Source organism: Noviherbaspirillum galbum (assembly GCF_010974945.1).
GTDB lineage: Bacteria > Pseudomonadota > Gammaproteobacteria > Burkholderiales > Burkholderiaceae_D > Noviherbaspirillum > Noviherbaspirillum galbum.
On record NZ_JAAIVB010000012.1, the window covers coordinates 203,925 to 221,270 of the forward strand.

The window sequence follows — 17,346 nt, forward strand, 5'->3', positions numbered from 1 at the left end:
GTCCGCTCCTCAAACGATGCGCACGCGCAAGTCGCCCAGTCCATCGATGCGGCCCTCCAGCAGGTCGCCTTTCTGCACGGCCGCCACGCCCTCGGGGGTACCGGTATAGATCAGGTCGCCGGGTTGCAGCTCGAAGTACTTGGAGAGGTGTTCGATCGTTTCGGCGACGTTCCAGATCATCTTGCCGATGTCGCTGCTCTGGCGCTTGGCGCCATTGACGTCGAGGTGGATGTTGCCCACGATGGCGCCGGTTTCCGACGCAGGATGAAGCGGCGCGATCGGCGCGGCGTTGTCGAATCCCTTGCCGGTACTCCATGGGCGGCCCAGCTTCTTTGCTTCGCCCTGCAGGTCGCGGCGCGTCATGTCGAGACCCACGGCATATCCCCATACATGCTGCAGCGCATCGGCCGCGCTGATGTTCTTGCCGCCCTTGCCAATCGCCACCACCAGCTCGATTTCATGATGCAAGTCATTCGTCATCGAGGGATAAGGCATCTCGCCGGTCTCGCCGTGGGGCACCGGCATGACGGCGTCGGCCGGCTTCATGAAGAAGAAAGGCGCCTCGCGCCCGGTGGCGCCCATTTCCTTTGCATGCTCGACATAATTGCGACCAACGCAATAGATGCGATGCACGGGAAACATCGCGTCGGAGCCAGCGACGGGAACGACAGGCGTGCGTGGGGGAAAAACGTATTGCATGAATGGTCTCCTCTGTTGAACATTCATTATGCCATCAGGCGCGGGAACACGAAAAAGGCACTTTTCATCCGGGCTTCCGTCCCAACATGGTGTGCTGGCGCAAGGCGTTTGCGCTGCTCATCCGCAAGGAGGTCGTATGTTTTTTCGCCTGCGCAGGTTGTTCCGTTCCGCCGGCCGCGAGTTCGTGGTGTTGTGGTATGCGTTCCGGCATCCCGGCACGCCAGCCGGATTCAAGCTGCTGGCGCTGCTGCTTGGATTGTATGTATTGAGTCCGATCGACTTGGTGCCGGACACGATTCCCATCCTGGGATGGATCGACGACGTGACGCTGATCGCGTTCGGTATCCCCGCGCTTCTCAAGCTCGCGCCGGCGGGCGCGTTGCAGGATGCACGCCTCGCGGCCGACCGCCTGCTGTCGCGCTGGGCGCCGTGGCGTGGACGCTGAGTTGGCTGGGTCGGCTCCGGGCGAAACTGGCATGAAAAGCTAGCCGGCGGACCCATGAAAAGACACCGCCGTTCCGGAAGGCCGGAACGGCGGTGTGATTGCCTTGATCGCGGCACGCGCCGCGATGCGCGGCGAGTACGAGTCTCAGCCTTCGCCGAGGTAGGCTTCGCGCACCTTCGGATCGTCCAGCATCTCGCTGGCCTTGCCGGTCATGGTGATCAGGCCGGAATCCATCACGTAGCCGCGGTGCGCCGCCTGCAGCGCCAGCTTGGCGTTCTGCTCCACCAGCAGGATCGTCACGCCCTGCGCCGACACCGTGCGCACCACCTCGAAGATCTTTTCCACCATGATCGGCGACAGGCCCATCGATGGCTCGTCCAGCAGCAGCAGCTTCGGATGGCTCATCAGCGCGCGCGCCATCGCCAGCATCTGCTGCTCGCCGCCCGACAACGTGCCCGCCAGCTGTGCCGAGCGCTCCTTCAGGCGCGGAAACACCCCGAACCACTTGTCGATGTCCGCCTGGATGCCAGCCTTGTCGTTGCGCGTGTACGCCCCCATCAGCAGGTTTTCAAGGATCGTCATGCGCGTGAACACGCCACGTCCTTCCGGCACCATCGCCAGGCTGTTCTTGACCAGCTGGAACGACTTCGCGCCCAGGATGGCTTGCCCGGTATAGGTGATCTGCCCTTCCACCTTGCAGCCCGGCAGCGTGCCGGTGATGGCCTTGAGCGTGGTGGTCTTGCCCGCACCATTGGCGCCGATGAGCGTGACCAGCTCGCCCTTGTTGACTTCCAGATCAACGCCCTTGACCGCCTGGATGCCGCCGTAGGCAATCTTCAGGCCGCTAATCTTCAATACGTTTTCGCTCATTAGTGGCCACCTCCCAAGTAGGCCTCGATCACCGCCGCATTCTTTTGAATCTCGGCCGGCACGCCTTCCGCGATCGGCTTGCCGTAGTCAAGCACGGTCAGGCGGTCGCACAGGCCCATCATCAGTTTCACGTCGTGCTCGATGAGCAGGATGGTCTTGCCCTCTGCCTTGATCTTGACCAGCAGCTCGCGCAGGCCAAGCTTCTCGGTGGCGTTCATGCCGGCGGCCGGCTCGTCCAGCGCCAGCAGCACAGGGTCGGTAGCCAGGGCGCGGGCGATCTCGAGGCGGCGCTGGTCGCCGTAGGACAAGTGGCGCGAGGTGCGGTGGGCGAACTGGGCGATGCCGACGAAGTCCAGCAGCTCCATGGCGCGGCGGCGGATACCGGCCTCTTCTTCCCGCGCGGCCTTATGGTGGAACACCGCGCCGAAGACGCCCTGGTGGGTACGCACGTGGCGGCCGACCATGACGTTTTCCAGCGCCGACATCTCGCCGAACAGGCGGATGTTCTGGAAGGTGCGCGCGATGCCGGCCTTGGCGACTTCATGGGGAGCCGACGGCGAATAGGGCTTGCCGTCGAGCTCGAAGCTGCCGGTATCGGACTGGTACAGGCCGGTGATGGTGTTGAAGAAGGTCGTCTTGCCGGCACCGTTGGGACCGATCAGGCCGTAGATCTGGCCGCGCAGAATCTTGATGCTGACATTCGACAGCGCCTGCAGGCCACCGAAACGCTTGTTGACCCCTGCGATATTGAGAATGACTTGTTCGCTCATGGTTATCCTTATGCAACCCCGCGCCCGTCAGGCGGCCAGGGCGGTGGGCTCTTTTTCGTCGTGACGCTTGGGCTGGTTCGAATCCATGCGGTCCTCGTGCTTCGGCGCGGGCCACAGGCCGGCCGGACGGTACAGCATGATCACGACCATTGCCAGGCCGTACAGCAACTGGCGCAGGACTTCGGCTTCGATGAGCACCGTGCCGAAGAGCTGGCGTTGCAGCGGTTCGACGACGTGGCGCAGCACTTCCGGCAGCGCCGCGAGAATCGCGCCGCCCAGCACCACGCCGGGGATGTGGCCGATTCCGCCCAGCACCACCATCGCCAGGATCGCGATCGACTCCGTCAGCGAGAACGACTCCGGCGACACGAAGCCCTGGAACGACGCGAACATCGCGCCCGACACGCCGCCGAACGACGCGCCCATCGCAAAGGCCAGCAGCTTGATGTTGCGCGTGTTGATGCCCATGGCCTTGGCCGCGATTTCATCCTCGCGGATCGCGACCCAGGCACGGCCCAGGCGCGAATGCTGCAGGCGGATCGATACGAAGATGATGGCGGCGCACAGCAGCAGGAACAGGAAGTAATACGCGTTGACCGACGGCATCGAGAACGCCCCGATCTTGACGGTGGCCATAGAGCCCGGCTCGCCGGCCAGCGACACGCCGAACACGCGGATCGGGTCGATCAGGTTGATGCCCTGAGGCCCGTTGGTGATGTTCACCGGCGCGTTGAGGTTGTTCATGAAGATGCGGATGATCTCGCCGAAGCCCAGCGTCACGATGGCAAGGTAGTCGCCGCGCAGCTTCAGGGTCGGCGCGCCGAGCAAGGCGCCGAACATCGCTGCCAGCGCCGCACCCAGCGGCACGATGAACCACACCGACAGGTGGATGCCGTTCTTCAATATCTCGTCGCCCAGCACCGCCAACATCGCGTTGCCGACGATGGGATAGGTGTTGATGAACGACTCCAGCACCGTGGCGAACTGCGGCGAGGCCAGCAGGCCGGTCATGTACGCGCCCAGCGCATAGAAGGCGATGTAGCCCAGGTCCAGCAGGCCGGCCATGCCGACCACGATGTTGAGGCCCAGCGCGAGCATGATGTACAGCAGCGCCAGGTCCATGATGCGGACCCAGGAATTGCCGAAGTTGGCGGCGATGAAGGGGAAGGCGATGAGCACCACGCCCAGTACGGCAAAGCTGGCGAAGGCCTTGCGCGGATGGTGTTTAACGTCGAAGAGTGTAGACATGGATGTCTCCTTTAAGCACGGTCCGCGACGCGTTCGCCCATGATGCCGGACGGACGCAGGGTAAGCACGATGATGAGCACGACGAAGGCGAAGATGTCCTGGTAGTGGCTGCCGAGGAAGCCGCCGGTCAGGTCGCCGATGTAGCCGGCGCCGAGGCTTTCGATGATGCCCAGCAGGATGCCGCCGACCATGGCGCCGTAGATGTTGCCGATGCCGCCGAGCACCGCGGCGGAGAATGCCTTCAGGCCGGGCACGAAGCCCATGGCGAACTGGGCCGAAGAGTAGTTCGCGCCCCACATCACGCCGGCGACCGCGGCCAGTGCCGCGCCGATGGCGAAGGTCATGACGATGACGGCATTGGAGTCCACGCCCATGAGGCCGGCCACGCGGGGGTTCTCGGCGGTGGCGCGCATGGCGCGTCCCATGCGGGTTTTTTCAACCAGCAGCACCAGGCCGAACATGGACAGGGTAGCCAGCACGAGCAGCATGATCTGGGTGGGCGAGATGAGCGCGCCGCCGATGGTGAAGGGCTCGGTGGGCATGACGGTGGGGAACGGCACCGGGCTGCGGCCCCAGATCATCATGGCGAAGGTCTGCAGCAGGATGGACACGCCGATGGCGGTGATGAGCGGCGCCAGGCGCGGAGCGTTGCGCAGGCGTCGGTAGGCGATGCGCTCGATGAGGACGTTGACCAGGATGCAGACCGGGATGGCGCCGATGATGGCGATGATGAGCTTGAGCACGCCGGGAAGGCCGGGGGCGACGGACTGGACGATCTTGAGGATGGACACCGCGACCATGGCGCCGACCATGAGCACGTCGCCGTGGGCGAAGTTGATGAGGTTGAGCACCCCGTACACCATCGTGTACCCCAGCGCCACCAGGGCATACATGCTTCCCAGCACCAGCCCGTTGATGATTTGTTGGATAAATGTATCCATGGTTTTTCCTACTCTCAGAAAAGAAGATCGTTGAATCCGTGTTGTGCCTTCGCGACGCATCGTGGTGCGGTTGAAGCGACATTTTGGGTCACAACATCATCCCGGGCGCGCAAGACGCCCATGATGGTGAACGCGCCGCGAAGCGGGCGTCCGCCCCTAGCCGGGCGCAATGGTGTCGTGGTTGGGCATGGTGGTGTCTCCTGATCCTGAATTGAATATGCTTTGTTTTAAGTATGTACCTGCCTGACAAGCGCCACCGGAACCGCGCGGCATTATACCCAACCATTTCCAAATCGAAATGATTCGGCATGCCAACAGCCGGTCGCCGCTTCGGCGCCATGGCTGGATTCCCGCTTTTGCCAACGTTGCATCGCATCCCGCTGCGGCGCTCTTGCACGGTCCATGCCAGCTGCTGGCGCGATCCGAATCGGAGCGGCAGTCGTTTCACTTTATATTCAAAACCGGAAAAGGTCTGAACAATTCAGCAAACCGGGCCGCAAAAAAATCGCTGCCGGAACAGCTGGCCTGTCACGGCAAGCTGACCAGGCCAGGCATTCTTCTCAGGCTGCAATCATAGCGAGGAAAACAATAAACTAATCATGGAAAATGCCCGCCGGCTCTGAATTTAATTCCGGCGCCCGACACCGGGGAGCGAATTCAAGCCGCTTTCGATCCCGTCAAGCCCTTCGGCAGGGGGAAGGTGACGTTTTCCTCGACGCCTTCCAGCGCGCGCACGCTGCGCGCGCCAAGCTCCTTGAGCCGTGCGATCACCGCCTGGACCAGCACTTCCGGGGCCGAGGCGCCCGCCGTCACGCCGATGCGCGCCTTCCCCGCCAGCCATGCCGGGTCGATCTGCGACGCGTTGTCGACCATGTAGGCCGACGCGCCCTTCTTCTCGGCGACTTCGCGCAGACGGTTGGAATTGGAACTGTTGGGGCTGCCGACAACGACCACGACGTCCACCTGGGGCGCCATGAACTTCACCGCTTCCTGCCGGTTGGTGGTGGCATAGCAGATGTCGCCTTTCTTGGGCTCGGCGATGGCTGGAAAGCGCAGCTTGAGCGCCTCGATGATGTCGGCCGTATCGTCGACCGACAAAGTGGTCTGCGACACGTAGGCCAGCATGCCGGGATCGCGCACCTGGAGCTTGCCGACGTCGGCGACCGTTTCGACGAGGTGCATGCCTTCGTCGACCTGGCCCATGGTGCCCTCCACTTCGGGATGTCCGGCATGGCCGATCATGACGATCTCGCGCCCCTCTCGCCGCATCTTCGAGACTTCGACGTGGACCTTGGTGACCAGCGGGCAGGTCGCGTCGAACACGCGCAAGCCGCGCGCCGCCGCTTCTTCCTGCACAGCCTTCGACACACCGTGGGCGGAGAAGATGACGGTATTGCCAGCAGGCACGTCGGCGAGTTCTTCGATGAAGATGGCGCCCTTGCTGCGCAGGTCCTGCACCACGTAGGCGTTGTGGACGATCTCGTGGCGCACGTAGATGGGCGCGCCGAATTGTTCGAGGGCGCGTTCGACGATGTCGATCGCCCGGTCGACGCCTGCGCAGAAGCCGCGCGGCTGGGCGAGCAAGATTTCTTTATCCATGTTGGGTGATCTCCGGCGAGGACGCGTCGATGGAAGGTTGCATGTTCACAGGATGCCGATGATCTTCACTTCGAACCGCAGTGGCTGTCCCGCCAGCGGATGATTGAAGTCGAAGACCGCGCCCTTGTCGTCGATCGACCGGAGCACACCGGCGAAGCGGCCGCCGCCCGGCGCATTGAATTCGACGAGGTCGCCGATCGCGTAGCCGTCGCCGGAGAACGAGTTCTCGTCGAGCGTGGCCTTGGATACCCGCTGGATCAGCTCGGGATTGCGCGCGCCGAATCCTTGTTCCGGCTGCAGCTCGAAGGTCTGGTGGGCGCCTTCCGGCAAGCCGATGAGGCAGGCTTCGAGGAAGGGGGCGAGCTGGCCGGTGCCAAGCTGCAGCGTGGCGGGATTGTCGTTGAAGGTGCTGACGATGTCCGCGCCATCGTGGGCGGCGAGACGGTAGTGAAGCGTGAGGTAGGCGGATTCGGTGACGACGGGTGTGTTTGACATGATGGATCGCGGATTCTGGCTAACCCGGTATTGTAAGACACCTCACGCCAGGACCACCATCTTTGACGCGTCGAGCCGGCATTCCGCAAGAGGTCTAAGGAAGCTAATTTTCGGGGAAACGAAAACCGCGCACGGCTATATTTTCCTTTTTGCAATGGATAGCAGAAAGGCAACCCAGCATGGCAATTCACGAGTGGCTCGAGGATCAGCGTCCCCGCGAGCGCCTGATCAAGCACGGCGCGCAGGCATTGTCCGATGCCGAACTCCTCGCCGTCTTCCTGAGGGTGGGAGTGCGCGGCAAGAGCGCGGTCGACCTTGGCCGCGAACTCATGGCGCGCTTCGGCTCGCTCAATGGGATGTTCAAGGCCAGCCTCAAGGACTTTTCCTCACTCAACGGCCTCGGGTCGGCGAAGTTCGCCCAGTTCCAGGCCGTGCTGGAACTGGCCAGGCGCGCGCTGGCGGAAGAACTGCAACTGGGCGACCTGCTGTGCTCGCCGAAGGCGGTCAGGCAATACCTGCAGCTCATGCTGGCGAACCAGGGGCACGAGTCGTTCGTGGTGCTCTTCCTCGACACGAAGAACCACCTGATCGCCTCGGAAGAACTGTTCCGCGGCACCCTCACCCAGGCCAGCGTCTATCCCCGCGAAGTGGTCAAGGCCGCACTTGCCCGGAATGCCGCGGCTTTGATCTTCGCCCACAACCACCCTTCCGGCTCGCCCGAGCCGAGCGACGCGGACCGGGTTTTGACGGCCGCCCTGAAACAGGCGCTGGGACTGGTGGACGTGCGGGTGCTGGATCATTTCATCGTCGCCGGGCACCAGGTTTACTCGTTCGCGGAGCATGGCGACCTCTAGCTTCATGCACGGTTGACGGGCGGCTTGGCGGCCCTGAACCCGGTCCGGCGATAAATGTTAAATTTAGTGCGAAATCCAAGACACACTTGTTTTTCGCAAGTCATTGAATCCGAAGATTTTTTTGGCTATACTCTCGCTTTTCCAAATCTGGACGTCTTTTAAGGAGTTAACCATGGCACGTGTTTGCCAAGTCACCGGGAAGGGGCCGATGGTCGGCAACAACGTTTCCCATGCGAACAACAAGACGAAACGTCGCTTTTTGCCCAATCTGCAGAACCGCCGCATTTTCGTTGAATCTGAAAACCGCTGGGTCACGCTGCGCATCTCCAACGCCGGCCTGCGCGTCATCGACAAGCTGGGCATCGACGCTGTTCTCGCCGACATGCGCGCCCGTGGCGAAAAGATCTAAGCCATCCAGCCGCCGTCAGCATATCTAACAGGAATTCATCATGGCAAAATCCAACCGCGACAAGATCAAGCTGGAGTCGACCGCAGGTACTGGTCACTTTTACACCACCACCAAGAACAAGCGCACCACGCCGGAAAAAATGTCGATCATGAAGTTCGACCCCAAGGCGCGCAAGCACGTCGAATACAAGGAAACCAAGATCAAGTGATCTAGTTTCTTTCCAGAAAACCCCGCCTCGGCGGGGTTTTTTATTGTCGAATTCCATCGCCCCGGTTGCCCCGCTGCCTGAGCTCTCCCTGCAAGCGTCATTGCCAAGTCGACGTGATCGACCCCAAAAAGAAAACGGCCGGAATTCCGGCCGTTTCTTCATTGGAACGCGGGGTTGCCGCTATCAGGCATAGCTGCGCAAGCGCAGCGAGAATTCCTGCAATGCCTTGATGCCAGAGGCTTCTGCACGGGCACACCAGTCCTGCAGCTGCTGCAGGAGCTGTTCGCGGCTGGCATGGGAACGCTCCCAGATGGCGGCCAGCTCGACACGCATTTCATGCATCGTCTGCAAGGCCTTGCTGTGGGCAAAAAGCTCGGTCAGCTGTTGTTGCTGCGGCGCTTCCAGCTTGGCCGGTTCACGCTGCAAGAGCTTGCGCGCTTTCTTGAGAGAATCGGCCTCCAGTTTAGTCTTGGACGAGAGGTGTTCCAGCTCTTCGCGCCAGGCTTTCTTCAGTGACTTGGCATACTTCGCCATGACGTCATACCGGTTGGCGATGACCGATTGCAAGGTGTCCAGGTCGGCGATGGCTTTCTGGCGATCGAATTTCGGTGCCGGAGCAACTTTCTTCACTTTCGCCAGGCCAAGGGTTTCGAGGATACGGATATACAGCCAGCCGATATCGAACTCATACCACTTCGACGACAGCTTGGCCGACGTGCCGAAGGTATGGTGGTTGTTGTGGAGTTCTTCTCCACCGATCAGAATGCCGATCGGAAAGATGTTGGTCGCAGCATCGTTGCACTCGTAGTTCCGGTATCCCCAGTAGTGACCGATGCCATTGATGATGCCGGCCGCCGTCACGGGGATCCAGAGCATCTGCACTGCCCAGACCGTCAGGCCGAGCACGCCGAAGAGGGCCACGTCGACGATGAGGCACAGGCCCACGCCTTGCCAGCTGTACTTGCTGTAGAGATTGTGTTCGATCCAGTCGTCAGGCGTGCCATGGCCATACTTGTCCATGGTTTCCTTGTTTTTCGATTCCGCGCGGTAAAGTTCGGCGCCTTCCAGCAGCACCTTCTTGATTCCACGCGTCACCGGACTGTGCGGATCGTCTTCCGTCTCGCACTTCGCATGGTGCTTGCGGTGGATCGCGGCCCATTGCTTGGTCACCATGCCGGTGGTCATCCACAGCCAGAAGCGGAAGAAATGGCTGGGAATGGCATGCAGGTCGAGTGCACGGTGGGCCTGGCAGCGATGCAGGTAGATGGTGACGGCGGCAATGGTGATATGCGTCGCCACCAGCGTGAAGACGAGGATCTGCCATCCGGTCGCGCGCGTCAGGCCGTTGGCGAGAAAATCAAGGATAGTGTCGAACAAGGATTGCATGAACATTCAGACTCCGGGTGAATCGGTGGCACCGATGCGGCTTGCGCTGGCGGGCCCAACGTCAATTGCTGCAAATTGTACGCTCTTTAGGTGGCATCGGAAGCACTGATTTCGCCGCGGGTGCCGAGTTCCACGGCCTGCGGCATGCCAATGATCCGGACTTCGCGCTGCGGGTAAGGCACTTCGATGCCATGTGCGCTGAAAAGTCGCCAGATGGCGCGGTTGACATCGGAAATCACGCCACCCCTGCCATTCTCGGGATCAGCAATCCAGAAGCCCAACTCGAGCTCGAAGCCGTCGGCGTCGAATTTCATCAGGAGCGCGGCGGGCGCGGGCTGCTTGAGGACGCGCGGAACGCTGGCTCCGGCCTGCTCCATCAGGGCGAGCACCTGGTCCACGTCGGAACGGTAGGCGACATTGATGCGGGTGGCAAGGCGGAGCATGCGGTCCGTCAGCGAATAATTCTGCACCGTGTTCGACAACAGCATTTCGTTCGGCACGACGGTTTCCACGCCGTCCAGTCCGCGCAGCACGGTGTAGCGGGTGTTGATGTGGGTTACCTGGCCGGAAAACTTGTCGACCGTGACCATGTCGCCGATGGCAAGGCTGCGTTCGATCAGGATCACGAAACCGGACACGTAGCTGCTGACGATCTTTTGCAGGCCCAGGCCGAGTCCCACGCCCAGCGCACCGCCGAAGACGGACAGCACGGTCAGGTCGATGCCGACCAGCGACAGGCTGAGCAGCACCGCCAGGAAGACGAGCAAGGTTCGCGTCATGCGGGCCATGACCACCCGCAGCGACGAGTGCACCCCGGTCATGCCCATGAGCCTTTCTTCCAGCACCGCGCCGAACCACAGCGCCAGCGCCAGCGTGACCAACACCGACGCCGCGCCCTGGGCGATGGTCATCAGCGTCACCTTGTTGCGGCCGACCGGGATGACGGTGTGCTCCAGGTAATACACGATGTCCGGCAGCAGGCCGGTGATGTAGAGCGCGACGCCGCCCCAGACCAGCGTGGCGAACGCCTTTTCGAAGGCGAGCACGAAGGCGCCGGCCTGCCCGCCCTTCACGAAGACACGCCGCAGGATGTAGAACGCCAGCCGGATCAGCGCGAACGAGCCGAGCAGCGGAATGGCGACGCGCAGCAGGTTGACATGGTGGCCCGCCACCAGCAGCGTCTTTGCAAGGGCAACGAAGGCCAGCGCCAGCAAGGGCCAGAGGACGCGGGAAAAGCTTTCGACGCCGAAACGCATGACGCGCCATTGCGCGCGTTCCGCCGTTACCCTGCCGCGCAGCAGCTTGGCGACGAGCCAGCCCGCCGAGAGACAGAATGCAAGGACGCCGAGCTGCAGCAGGAGTCCGGGGTCTTGGAGGTCGGACCAGAGATCGCTCAGCAAGCCGGAAAGGAAGCTCTGCGACATGATCATTGCACCCGGGATCGCGACGCGCCGGGCTGGAAGGGCTGCGCTTCCCGCCGGTGCCGAGTCCAGTTCGCGGCGTACTGGGCGGCCAGCGCCTGGTTCTTCCTTGCCACGAGAATGTTCTCGGCGTTCTTGTGCTGCGCCGTCCAGGTGTAATTGAAGCTGCCGGTAATGACCGTCGCGTCGGGGCTTGCCGGGTCGGTAACGATGACCTTGTTGTGCGCGTTCTGGTAGCGCGTCTCGAGCCACACCGGGATGCCGGCCGCCGCCAGCCTGGGCGCGGTCGAGGTGTCGGTCTTGTCGAGCTGATCGGCGTCGACCAGCACGAGCACCTCGACCTGCCTGCGGTGGGCTGCGATCAGCGCCGCAGTGATGGGCTTGCTGGTGAGCAGGTAGGCCTGCACCAGCACCTGCTGGCGCGCTTCGGCGATCACGTCCGCGATGATGCCTTCGACGTCCTCGTCTGGCGCGAATGCCGCCTGCAGCGTGCCCGTGGCGCGGACTGGCTCCGACGCCCGCGCCGCGGCATCGGCCGCGATGGCCAGGCACGCTGCCGCCAGCAGGATGGCGGAACGCGAGATGAACCTCATTTGCTGCGTTCGAAGACAGCCGCGAAGAAGCCGTCGGTCTGGTGCTGCTGCGGCGTGAGCTTCAGGAAATCGCCGGTATCGAGGTCGATCTTTTGCTCGGCAAGCACTTCGCGAGCGGGCACCAGCCTGAATGCCGAATTCGCGGCGAGGAAGCCGTTCGCAATGGCTTCGTTTTCCTCGTCGAGCAGGCTGCAGGTCGCATACACCAGCCGCCCGCCCGGCTTCACGAGGCGCGCCGCGCTGGCCAGGATGGAGGATTGCTTCTGGTTGAGCTCGGCCACCGACTCGGGAGTCTGGCGCCATTTCATGTCAGGATTGCGGCGCAGGGTCCCCAGTCCGCTGCAAGGCGCGTCGACCAGAACGCGGTCGATCTTGCCCGCCAGGCGCTTGACCTTGGCATCGTTCTCATGCGCGATGACGACGGGATGCACGTTCGACAGTCCGCTGCGCGCGAGGCGCGGCTTGAGCTTGGCCAGCCGCTTTTCCGCGACGTCGAAGGCATACAGCCGCCCGGTATTGCGCATGATCGCGCCGATGGCGAGGGTCTTGCCGCCCGCGCCGGCACAGAAATCGACGACCATTTCGCCGCGCTTCGCGCCGAGGATATGCGCCAGCAGCTGGCTGCCTTCGTCCTGGACCTCGATCGCGCCATCCTTGAACAGCGGCAGGTTCTGCAGCGCCGGCTTCTTGAAGATACGCAGGCCGAGCGGCGCGTAGGGCGTGGGTTCGCAGGCGATAGGCGCCTTGGCGAGTTCCTCGATGACATCTTCGCGCTTGGTCTTGAGCGCATTGACGCGCAGGTCCAGCGGCGCCGGACGGTTGAGCGCATCGGCGAGGCTGAGGGTGGCGGCCTCGCCGTCGCGCGCCACCAGCTTGTCGTACAGCCAGACTGGCAGGTTGGCGCGCATCGCGGCGGGCAAGGTCTGCCGGTCGATTTGCGCGACGCGCTCCAGCCAGGCGGTTTCGTCGGGCGACAGGCCGGCCACGGCATCGATGCCGACCGCATCGGCAAGGCCGAGCAGCGCCAGGCGGCGCATGGCAGGGCCGACGCCGGATTCGGCGAAGCTGCCAAACACCAGCTTGTTGCGCAGCACGGCGTACACGGCTTCTGCCACGGCATTGCGCTCGCGCGAGCCCAGCTTCGGATGTTCACGGAAATACCACGACACCGCGGAATCGGCGGGTCCGGTAAAGCGGAGGACTTCGCGCAGCACCTCTTCGGTGTGGCTGGCGACGGTAGGATGCAATCTCATGGAATCGGTTTTCTTATGCGGGAGCGAGCTGCCCGGAGGCGACATGGACGACGCCGTTGCTGATCGCCAGCCGGTCTTCGACGAACCACCGGACAGCCCGCGGATATAACTGGTGTTCCTGCGCCAGCACGCGATCGGCCAGCGCGTGTTCGTCGTCGCCGGGCAGCACCGGCACGGTAGCCTGGGCCACGATGGGTCCGTGGTCCAGTTCGGCGGTCACGAAATGCACCGTGGCGCCATGCACCTTGACGCCGGCCTGCAGCGCCTGGCGATGGGTTGCAAGGCCGGGAAAGCTTGGCAGCAGGGAGGGATGGATGTTCAGCATGCGTCCGGCGTAGTGCTCGACGAAGGCGGGCGTCAGGATGCGCATGAACCCGGCCAGCACGACGAGGTCCGGCTGGAAACGGTCAATCTCGGCCCGCAAGGCGGCATCGAAGTCCTCGCGCGACGCAACGCCCTTGCTGGGCACGACGGCGGTGGCGATGCCGTGATCGGCCGCGAAAACCAGTCCCTCTGCATCCTGGCGATTGCTGATGACGGCCGCGATGCGGCAGGGCCAGCCTTCGGCGCGCGCGGCGCGAACGATGGCCTGCATGTTGCTGCCCCGGCCGGAAATCAGGATGACGATATTTTTCATTGCGCGCATTGTACCGTAAGGCGTTGATCGGAATGAAAAAAGCCGACCTGCCGGTCGGCTTTCCGTGAAGGCGCGAGTCGCTCCGCGCCGGCTTACTGGAAGGAGTAGAACACGCGGAAGGGAATTTTCTTTTCTGCCCAGAAATCGGCGGCGTCCCGGAAAACGTCGAGCAAGGTTTCACGCGCTTCGCGGTCGAATTTCGGGGTATTGGGCAGTTGTTCGATGACGATCAGGAATCCCGGTTGGGGCCCCGCCTCGAAGGTCAGGTCGGTCAGGCAGTCAGCCAGGGCATCGAAGTTCTTCCCGAAGTGCTTGGGAAAATGGAAGGCCTGGGCGATGCGGGCCAGGACCTGCTGCTTGGTGGCGGCGTCGGCGCACCAGGCATAGAGAAAATGCTGGCCGAGACGGGCGGCTTCTTCCTGCAGGTCGGTCACGCGGAAGGCGCGGATCGACTGGACCACGTTGGGCGGTACGGTCTTGAACAGGCTCATGTCTTCCTCGGCATGGGCAATAAGCTTCGACGATTCGTGGAGGGACTCGATTCGCATGGGGTTACTCTATGATGCGCCTGAAGGTCGCATAGTGGTCATCGGTATAGTAATACTCACCGGAAGTTACCGGATCGCCGCCGGCGACGATGCGCCGGGCGCCGCGGTTCCGGGCACCGGGGGTCTTTACCGTGTATTCGTGGTAATAACCGCGTTTCTGTTTCGGCAAGGCCTTTTCATAGTTGCCGAATACCACGCCGTCCTTCGGATAGGGAAACGGCCCGCCCTGCCTGATGCGCTCGAGCGTGAGGCGGGCTTCGGACGGCAATTCGCGGACGGGAATCACATCCAGTCCGGATTTATCCCTGGCAAAGACCTGGAACGCGAGCAGCAGCGTGAACAGGAAAAGAATGCGGGACGTCGAGAAAAGTGTCTTCATCATCATGGCCTTGCCAGATGAATTATGGTTATAACAAGGGTGGAAACGCGAAGACGTAGGGTAACGTGTTGCGATGTGCAAAGCAACAAGATTTGTGGTAGGAGGGTTGCCAGTTCGCAATCAAAGCATGGATCAGGGACGGGATTTCCAGTTCACAATTTGTTGCAAAACTTACGGAAATCAACGCACTTCCTTGTCGTCCATTTAAACCATTTGTCGTTTAATACTTAGCAGTGTTTGCGAGGAGAACCTCATGATTTCCAAGATCCAACGTCTATCCATCAAGCCCATCCTGGGCTTGGCCTTTCTTTGTGCCGTCCCGTTTGCCAGCGCCAATGATGTCGGCTGGTCCGTCACCCTCGGTACCCCGGCACCGGTCTACAGTCCGCCCCCCGTGGTCTATGCGCCACAACCCGTCTATACCCGTCCTGCCCCGGTCTACGTCCAGCCGGCTCCCGTCTATGTCCAGCCCCGCCCGGTCTACGTCCGGCCGTCGCCGGTCTACGTGCAGCCTGGCGCCTACGTCCAGTATGGCGCGCCGGTGGTGGTGGAAGAGCGGTGGTACCACAAGCATCATCATGGCCGTGGCCACGCCTACGGCCACTGGAAGGATTGATCCAGCGAGGCAGGGCTCTCCTGCCCCACAATGAAAAACCCCGGCATCTCGCGATGCCGGGGTTTTTTCATCTGCCCGATTCGCCGCTTACTTGTAGATGCCGCAGGCGAAATAGTAGTCGTCGACACGCTCCACGTAGGTGGACTTGGCCTCGATGACCTTGGTGACCGGGTTCGGCCACTTGTAGTCCACCCAGCCCTTGCCCTGCTTCTGCGCCACGTCCACGATCTCCTTCGCGAAGGGCTTGCCATCCGCGTCCTTGAGTGCGGACATTTCCTTGCCGACCATCTTGGGATTGGCGCCATGCGACAGCAGGGGCTGCCCATCCTTCGCCCATCCGCCGAAAATGTACATGTCCTTCGCCTTGAAATCCGGGTTTTGCGCGTTGATCGCGGCGAAGGTCTTTTCCGGTCCGTTTGCCTTGTAGTAGGCGATGACCTTCTTGACGAGCGCGGTGGCTTCCTCGGGGGTGCCTTTATCGTTGGCTGCCACCACGCAGGACGGGGCGGCAGCGATGAAGCCAGCGATAGCGAGGCTGGCGATGCCGATAAACTTTTTCATGTGTCTCTTCCTTGATTGTGTATCAGGCCTGCGACGCAGGCAGACATGAGTATATCCACATGAATTTCTTCACGGCAACTTTATGGGACGTCTTTTTCTCTTCGATTGGCAAAAATGACACCCATCATCAAGCCATCGAACTTTCCACGGCCGGCTTGTCTTCCGCTTTCTCGCGGACGCCAAAGAACCTCTGCACCTCTTTCCGGTGCGCAAGTGCGTCGCGCATGCCGAGGGCAATCAACTCGCTTGTATAGCTGGATTCGAACAGGAGGTAGGACGCCAGCGCCGAGCCGCGTGCCTCGGTCGCGCCGATGCCGCCCAGCAGCACGCGCATGGAACGGGGCAAGGCATGCAGGTGGCGTGTGGCGATGTCATCCAGCCGTTCCGACGGCGCGATCACGAGCATGTCGATCGGCCGAAGCGGCGTGGACCGGCGCTGCTCCTCGGTCAGCATGGCCAGGGTGCGGTTGATGCGGTTCATGCGCTCGATGTCCACCGCCAGGCTGTCGAGGAAAATGCTGGACATGGCGTGGCCCGCGATCTGCGCAAGGGAGGGATAGGCGGCATGCCCGCCGATGTCCCGCGGTTTTTCCGAGAGCCTGCCGGCGCCGATCACCAGCACCTTGTCCGCGCCGAGATGGATCGCTGGCGAGATCGGCGCAAGCTGGCGCATCGATCCATCGCCGCAATACTCGCGCCTGCCGTTGCAATACAGCGGCGTCGCGGGAAAGATCAGCGGGATGGCGGAGGAGGCAAGCAGGTGTTCGACGCCGATCTGGCTACGCATGGCGATGCGCTGCGTCCGCACCCAGGGTTCGATGTTGGCGTCGGTCTGGTAGAAGGTGATGTGCTGGCCCGCGCTGTATGAGGACGCGGTGACCGCAAGCGCATGCAGGTGTCCGCCGGCGAGGGCGGCATCGAGCCGCGGAAAGTCGAGCATGCGGTTGAGCAGGGTGACGAGCGGCGTGTTGTCGAGCAGGGCATTGGGCGGATTCGCATGCCACTTTCGCAGCAGCCACCCGAAGGACAGCAGCGACAGCCAGCGCGCACCCGAGCGGATCACGCCGAGCGAGTCGGCGCGGTAGACCTGGTCGGCGGTGAATTGCCGCCATACCTGCATCACCTGGTCGAGCCCTTCGCCGAAGTTGTCGGCCCGGCAGGCCAGCGCCGTGGCATTGAGCGCACCGGCGGAGGTGCCGCAGATGATGTCGTAGGGATTGCGGGCCGGATCGCGCCCGCTTCCCTGCAGGATGGCCGACACGCCATGCAGCACGCCGAGCTGGTAGGCTGCACGCGCGCCGCCGCCGCTCAAGACCAAGCCTGTTTTTTGCCTTTCTCCCATTCGCCCACTATAACGAGGGCGAGCCGGTTTGGAAATGCGTGTGTGCGCCGATTGGTCCCGGCGCAACGCCAT

At 62.5% G+C, this 17,346-nt stretch carries 21 protein-coding genes; 5 read left to right on the plus strand and 16 right to left on the minus strand.

What is annotated here, in order from left to right:
• Positions 1-9 precede the first annotated feature (9 nt).
• On the minus strand, positions 10-699 hold the full coding sequence (locus G3574_RS05000) for a fumarylacetoacetate hydrolase family protein (RefSeq protein ID WP_163960906.1): 690 nt from the start codon (positions 697-699) through the stop codon (positions 10-12).
• A gap of 136 nt (positions 700-835) precedes the next feature.
• Here G3574_RS05000 and G3574_RS05005 point away from each other — a divergent pair, with 136 nt between their 5' ends.
• A complete protein-coding gene (locus G3574_RS05005) occupies positions 836-1,144 on the plus strand; it encodes a YkvA family protein (RefSeq protein ID WP_163960907.1) in 309 nt (102 codons plus the stop codon).
• Positions 1,145-1,288: 144 nt separating this feature from the next.
• On the opposite strand, the gene G3574_RS05010 is transcribed toward G3574_RS05005, so the two are convergent.
• From G3574_RS05010 to G3574_RS05035, 6 genes are all read right to left on the minus strand, one after another.
• Entirely contained in the window at positions 1,289-2,014 is a 726-nt protein-coding gene (locus tag G3574_RS05010) for an ABC transporter ATP-binding protein (protein ID WP_163960908.1), read from the minus strand.
• Positions 2,014-2,784: an ABC transporter ATP-binding protein gene (locus G3574_RS05015; RefSeq protein ID WP_163960909.1), complete on the minus strand. Its 771-nt coding sequence runs from the start codon at positions 2,782-2,784 to the stop codon at positions 2,014-2,016. The genes G3574_RS05010 and G3574_RS05015 overlap by 1 nt, the downstream gene beginning before the upstream one ends.
• A gap of 27 nt (positions 2,785-2,811) precedes the next feature.
• Entirely contained in the window at positions 2,812-4,032 is a 1,221-nt protein-coding gene (locus tag G3574_RS05020; RefSeq protein WP_163960910.1) for an ABC transporter permease subunit, read from the minus strand.
• Positions 4,033-4,043: 11 nt separating this feature from the next.
• A complete protein-coding gene (locus G3574_RS05025; protein ID WP_163960911.1) occupies positions 4,044-4,973 on the minus strand; it encodes a branched-chain amino acid ABC transporter permease in 930 nt (309 codons plus the stop codon).
• 657 nt (positions 4,974-5,630) lie between these two features.
• Positions 5,631-6,572 (minus strand): 4-hydroxy-3-methylbut-2-enyl diphosphate reductase, encoded by a 942-nt coding sequence (gene ispH, locus G3574_RS05030; RefSeq protein WP_163960912.1) that lies wholly within the window; start codon positions 6,570-6,572, stop codon positions 5,631-5,633.
• A 45-nt stretch (positions 6,573-6,617) separates the two neighbouring features.
• Complete coding sequence (locus tag G3574_RS05035; protein ID WP_163960913.1) at positions 6,618-7,067, minus strand: FKBP-type peptidyl-prolyl cis-trans isomerase; 450 nt, start codon at positions 7,065-7,067, stop codon at positions 6,618-6,620.
• 179 nt (positions 7,068-7,246) lie between these two features.
• On the opposite strand from G3574_RS05035, the gene radC reads away from it, so the two are divergent.
• From radC to rpmG, 3 genes are all read left to right on the plus strand, one after another.
• A complete protein-coding gene (radC, locus tag G3574_RS05040) occupies positions 7,247-7,921 on the plus strand; it encodes a RadC family protein (protein WP_163960914.1) in 675 nt (224 codons plus the stop codon).
• Positions 7,922-8,093: 172 nt separating this feature from the next.
• Positions 8,094-8,330: a 50S ribosomal protein L28 gene (gene rpmB / locus G3574_RS05045; RefSeq protein ID WP_163961035.1), complete on the plus strand. Its 237-nt coding sequence runs from the start codon at positions 8,094-8,096 to the stop codon at positions 8,328-8,330.
• A 40-nt stretch (positions 8,331-8,370) separates the two neighbouring features.
• Positions 8,371-8,538, plus strand: a complete 168-nt coding sequence (gene rpmG, locus G3574_RS05050) for a 50S ribosomal protein L33 (protein ID WP_040039369.1) — start codon at positions 8,371-8,373, stop codon at positions 8,536-8,538.
• Positions 8,539-8,721: 183 nt separating this feature from the next.
• Here rpmG and G3574_RS05055 read toward each other — a convergent pair whose 3' ends face one another.
• The 7 genes from G3574_RS05055 to G3574_RS05085 form a co-directional block, all read right to left on the minus strand.
• The gene (locus G3574_RS05055) at positions 8,722-9,930 is read right to left on the minus strand and encodes a DesA family fatty acid desaturase (protein WP_205609663.1); all 1,209 of its coding nucleotides are present in this window, start codon (positions 9,928-9,930) and stop codon (positions 8,722-8,724) included.
• A gap of 80 nt (positions 9,931-10,010) precedes the next feature.
• Positions 10,011-11,348, minus strand: a complete 1,338-nt coding sequence (locus G3574_RS05060; RefSeq protein WP_163960915.1) for a mechanosensitive ion channel family protein — start codon at positions 11,346-11,348, stop codon at positions 10,011-10,013.
• Between the two features lie 2 nt (positions 11,349-11,350).
• Positions 11,351-11,938: a phospholipase D family nuclease gene (locus G3574_RS05065; protein ID WP_163960916.1), complete on the minus strand. Its 588-nt coding sequence runs from the start codon at positions 11,936-11,938 to the stop codon at positions 11,351-11,353.
• The gene (locus G3574_RS05070; protein WP_163960917.1) at positions 11,935-13,191 is read right to left on the minus strand and encodes an RsmB/NOP family class I SAM-dependent RNA methyltransferase; all 1,257 of its coding nucleotides are present in this window, start codon (positions 13,189-13,191) and stop codon (positions 11,935-11,937) included. Before G3574_RS05070 ends, G3574_RS05065 begins: the two co-directional genes overlap by 4 nt.
• 13 nt (positions 13,192-13,204) lie before the next feature.
• Complete coding sequence (purN, locus tag G3574_RS05075) at positions 13,205-13,828, minus strand: phosphoribosylglycinamide formyltransferase (protein WP_163960918.1); 624 nt, start codon at positions 13,826-13,828, stop codon at positions 13,205-13,207.
• Positions 13,829-13,920: 92 nt separating this feature from the next.
• Positions 13,921-14,376: a barstar family protein gene (locus G3574_RS05080; RefSeq protein ID WP_235953019.1), complete on the minus strand. Its 456-nt coding sequence runs from the start codon at positions 14,374-14,376 to the stop codon at positions 13,921-13,923.
• 4 nt (positions 14,377-14,380) lie between these two features.
• Positions 14,381-14,755, minus strand: a complete 375-nt coding sequence (locus tag G3574_RS05085; protein WP_163961038.1) for a ribonuclease domain-containing protein — start codon at positions 14,753-14,755, stop codon at positions 14,381-14,383.
• Positions 14,756-15,008: 253 nt separating this feature from the next.
• Between G3574_RS05085 and G3574_RS05090 the strand changes: the two genes are divergently transcribed.
• Positions 15,009-15,371, plus strand: a complete 363-nt coding sequence (locus G3574_RS05090; RefSeq protein ID WP_163960919.1) for a hypothetical protein — start codon at positions 15,009-15,011, stop codon at positions 15,369-15,371.
• A gap of 87 nt (positions 15,372-15,458) precedes the next feature.
• Here the strand turns inward: G3574_RS05090 and G3574_RS05095 are convergent, their stop codons facing one another.
• Positions 15,459-15,932 (minus strand): cache domain-containing protein, encoded by a 474-nt coding sequence (locus G3574_RS05095; protein ID WP_163960920.1) that lies wholly within the window; start codon positions 15,930-15,932, stop codon positions 15,459-15,461.
• Between the two features lie 127 nt (positions 15,933-16,059).
• The gene (locus G3574_RS05100) at positions 16,060-17,274 is read right to left on the minus strand and encodes a patatin-like phospholipase family protein (RefSeq protein ID WP_163960921.1); all 1,215 of its coding nucleotides are present in this window, start codon (positions 17,272-17,274) and stop codon (positions 16,060-16,062) included.
• Between the last annotated feature and the right edge of the window lie 72 nt (positions 17,275-17,346).

What these genes read in the sequence shown, in the direction of transcription:
- G3574_RS05080 (WP_235953019.1), bottom strand. Translation starts at nt 14,376, where the DNA reads ATGCGAATCGAGTCCCTCCACGAATCGTCGAAGCTTATTGCCCATGCC.
- purN (WP_163960918.1), bottom strand. Translation starts at nt 13,828, where the DNA reads ATGAAAAATATCGTCATCCTGATTTCCGGCCGGGGCAGCAACATGCAG.
- G3574_RS05015 (WP_163960909.1), bottom strand. Translation starts at nt 2,784, where the DNA reads ATGAGCGAACAAGTCATTCTCAATATCGCAGGGGTCAACAAGCGTTTC.
- G3574_RS05095 (WP_163960920.1), bottom strand. Translation starts at nt 15,932, where the DNA reads ATGAAAAAGTTTATCGGCATCGCCAGCCTCGCTATCGCTGGCTTCATC.
- G3574_RS05100 (WP_163960921.1), bottom strand. Translation starts at nt 17,274, where the DNA reads ATGGGAGAAAGGCAAAAAACAGGCTTGGTCTTGAGCGGCGGCGGCGCG.
- rpmB (WP_163961035.1), top strand. Translation starts at nt 8,094, where the DNA reads ATGGCACGTGTTTGCCAAGTCACCGGGAAGGGGCCGATGGTCGGCAAC.
- rpmG (WP_040039369.1), top strand. Translation starts at nt 8,371, where the DNA reads ATGGCAAAATCCAACCGCGACAAGATCAAGCTGGAGTCGACCGCAGGT.
- G3574_RS05060 (WP_163960915.1), bottom strand. Translation starts at nt 11,348, where the DNA reads ATGTCGCAGAGCTTCCTTTCCGGCTTGCTGAGCGATCTCTGGTCCGAC.
- G3574_RS05010 (WP_163960908.1), bottom strand. Translation starts at nt 2,014, where the DNA reads ATGAGCGAAAACGTATTGAAGATTAGCGGCCTGAAGATTGCCTACGGC.
- G3574_RS05035 (WP_163960913.1), bottom strand. Translation starts at nt 7,067, where the DNA reads ATGTCAAACACACCCGTCGTCACCGAATCCGCCTACCTCACGCTTCAC.
- ispH (WP_163960912.1), bottom strand. Translation starts at nt 6,572, where the DNA reads ATGGATAAAGAAATCTTGCTCGCCCAGCCGCGCGGCTTCTGCGCAGGC.
- G3574_RS05085 (WP_163961038.1), bottom strand. Translation starts at nt 14,755, where the DNA reads ATGAAGACACTTTTCTCGACGTCCCGCATTCTTTTCCTGTTCACGCTG.
- G3574_RS05000 (WP_163960906.1), bottom strand. Translation starts at nt 699, where the DNA reads ATGCAATACGTTTTTCCCCCACGCACGCCTGTCGTTCCCGTCGCTGGC.
- G3574_RS05005 (WP_163960907.1), top strand. Translation starts at nt 836, where the DNA reads ATGTTTTTTCGCCTGCGCAGGTTGTTCCGTTCCGCCGGCCGCGAGTTC.
- G3574_RS05055 (WP_205609663.1), bottom strand. Translation starts at nt 9,930, where the DNA reads ATGTTCATGCAATCCTTGTTCGACACTATCCTTGATTTTCTCGCCAAC.
- G3574_RS05090 (WP_163960919.1), top strand. Translation starts at nt 15,009, where the DNA reads ATGATTTCCAAGATCCAACGTCTATCCATCAAGCCCATCCTGGGCTTG.
- G3574_RS05020 (WP_163960910.1), bottom strand. Translation starts at nt 4,032, where the DNA reads ATGTCTACACTCTTCGACGTTAAACACCATCCGCGCAAGGCCTTCGCC.
- G3574_RS05070 (WP_163960917.1), bottom strand. Translation starts at nt 13,191, where the DNA reads ATGAGATTGCATCCTACCGTCGCCAGCCACACCGAAGAGGTGCTGCGC.
- G3574_RS05065 (WP_163960916.1), bottom strand. Translation starts at nt 11,938, where the DNA reads ATGAGGTTCATCTCGCGTTCCGCCATCCTGCTGGCGGCAGCGTGCCTG.
- radC (WP_163960914.1), top strand. Translation starts at nt 7,247, where the DNA reads ATGGCAATTCACGAGTGGCTCGAGGATCAGCGTCCCCGCGAGCGCCTG.
- G3574_RS05025 (WP_163960911.1), bottom strand. Translation starts at nt 4,973, where the DNA reads ATGGATACATTTATCCAACAAATCATCAACGGGCTGGTGCTGGGAAGC.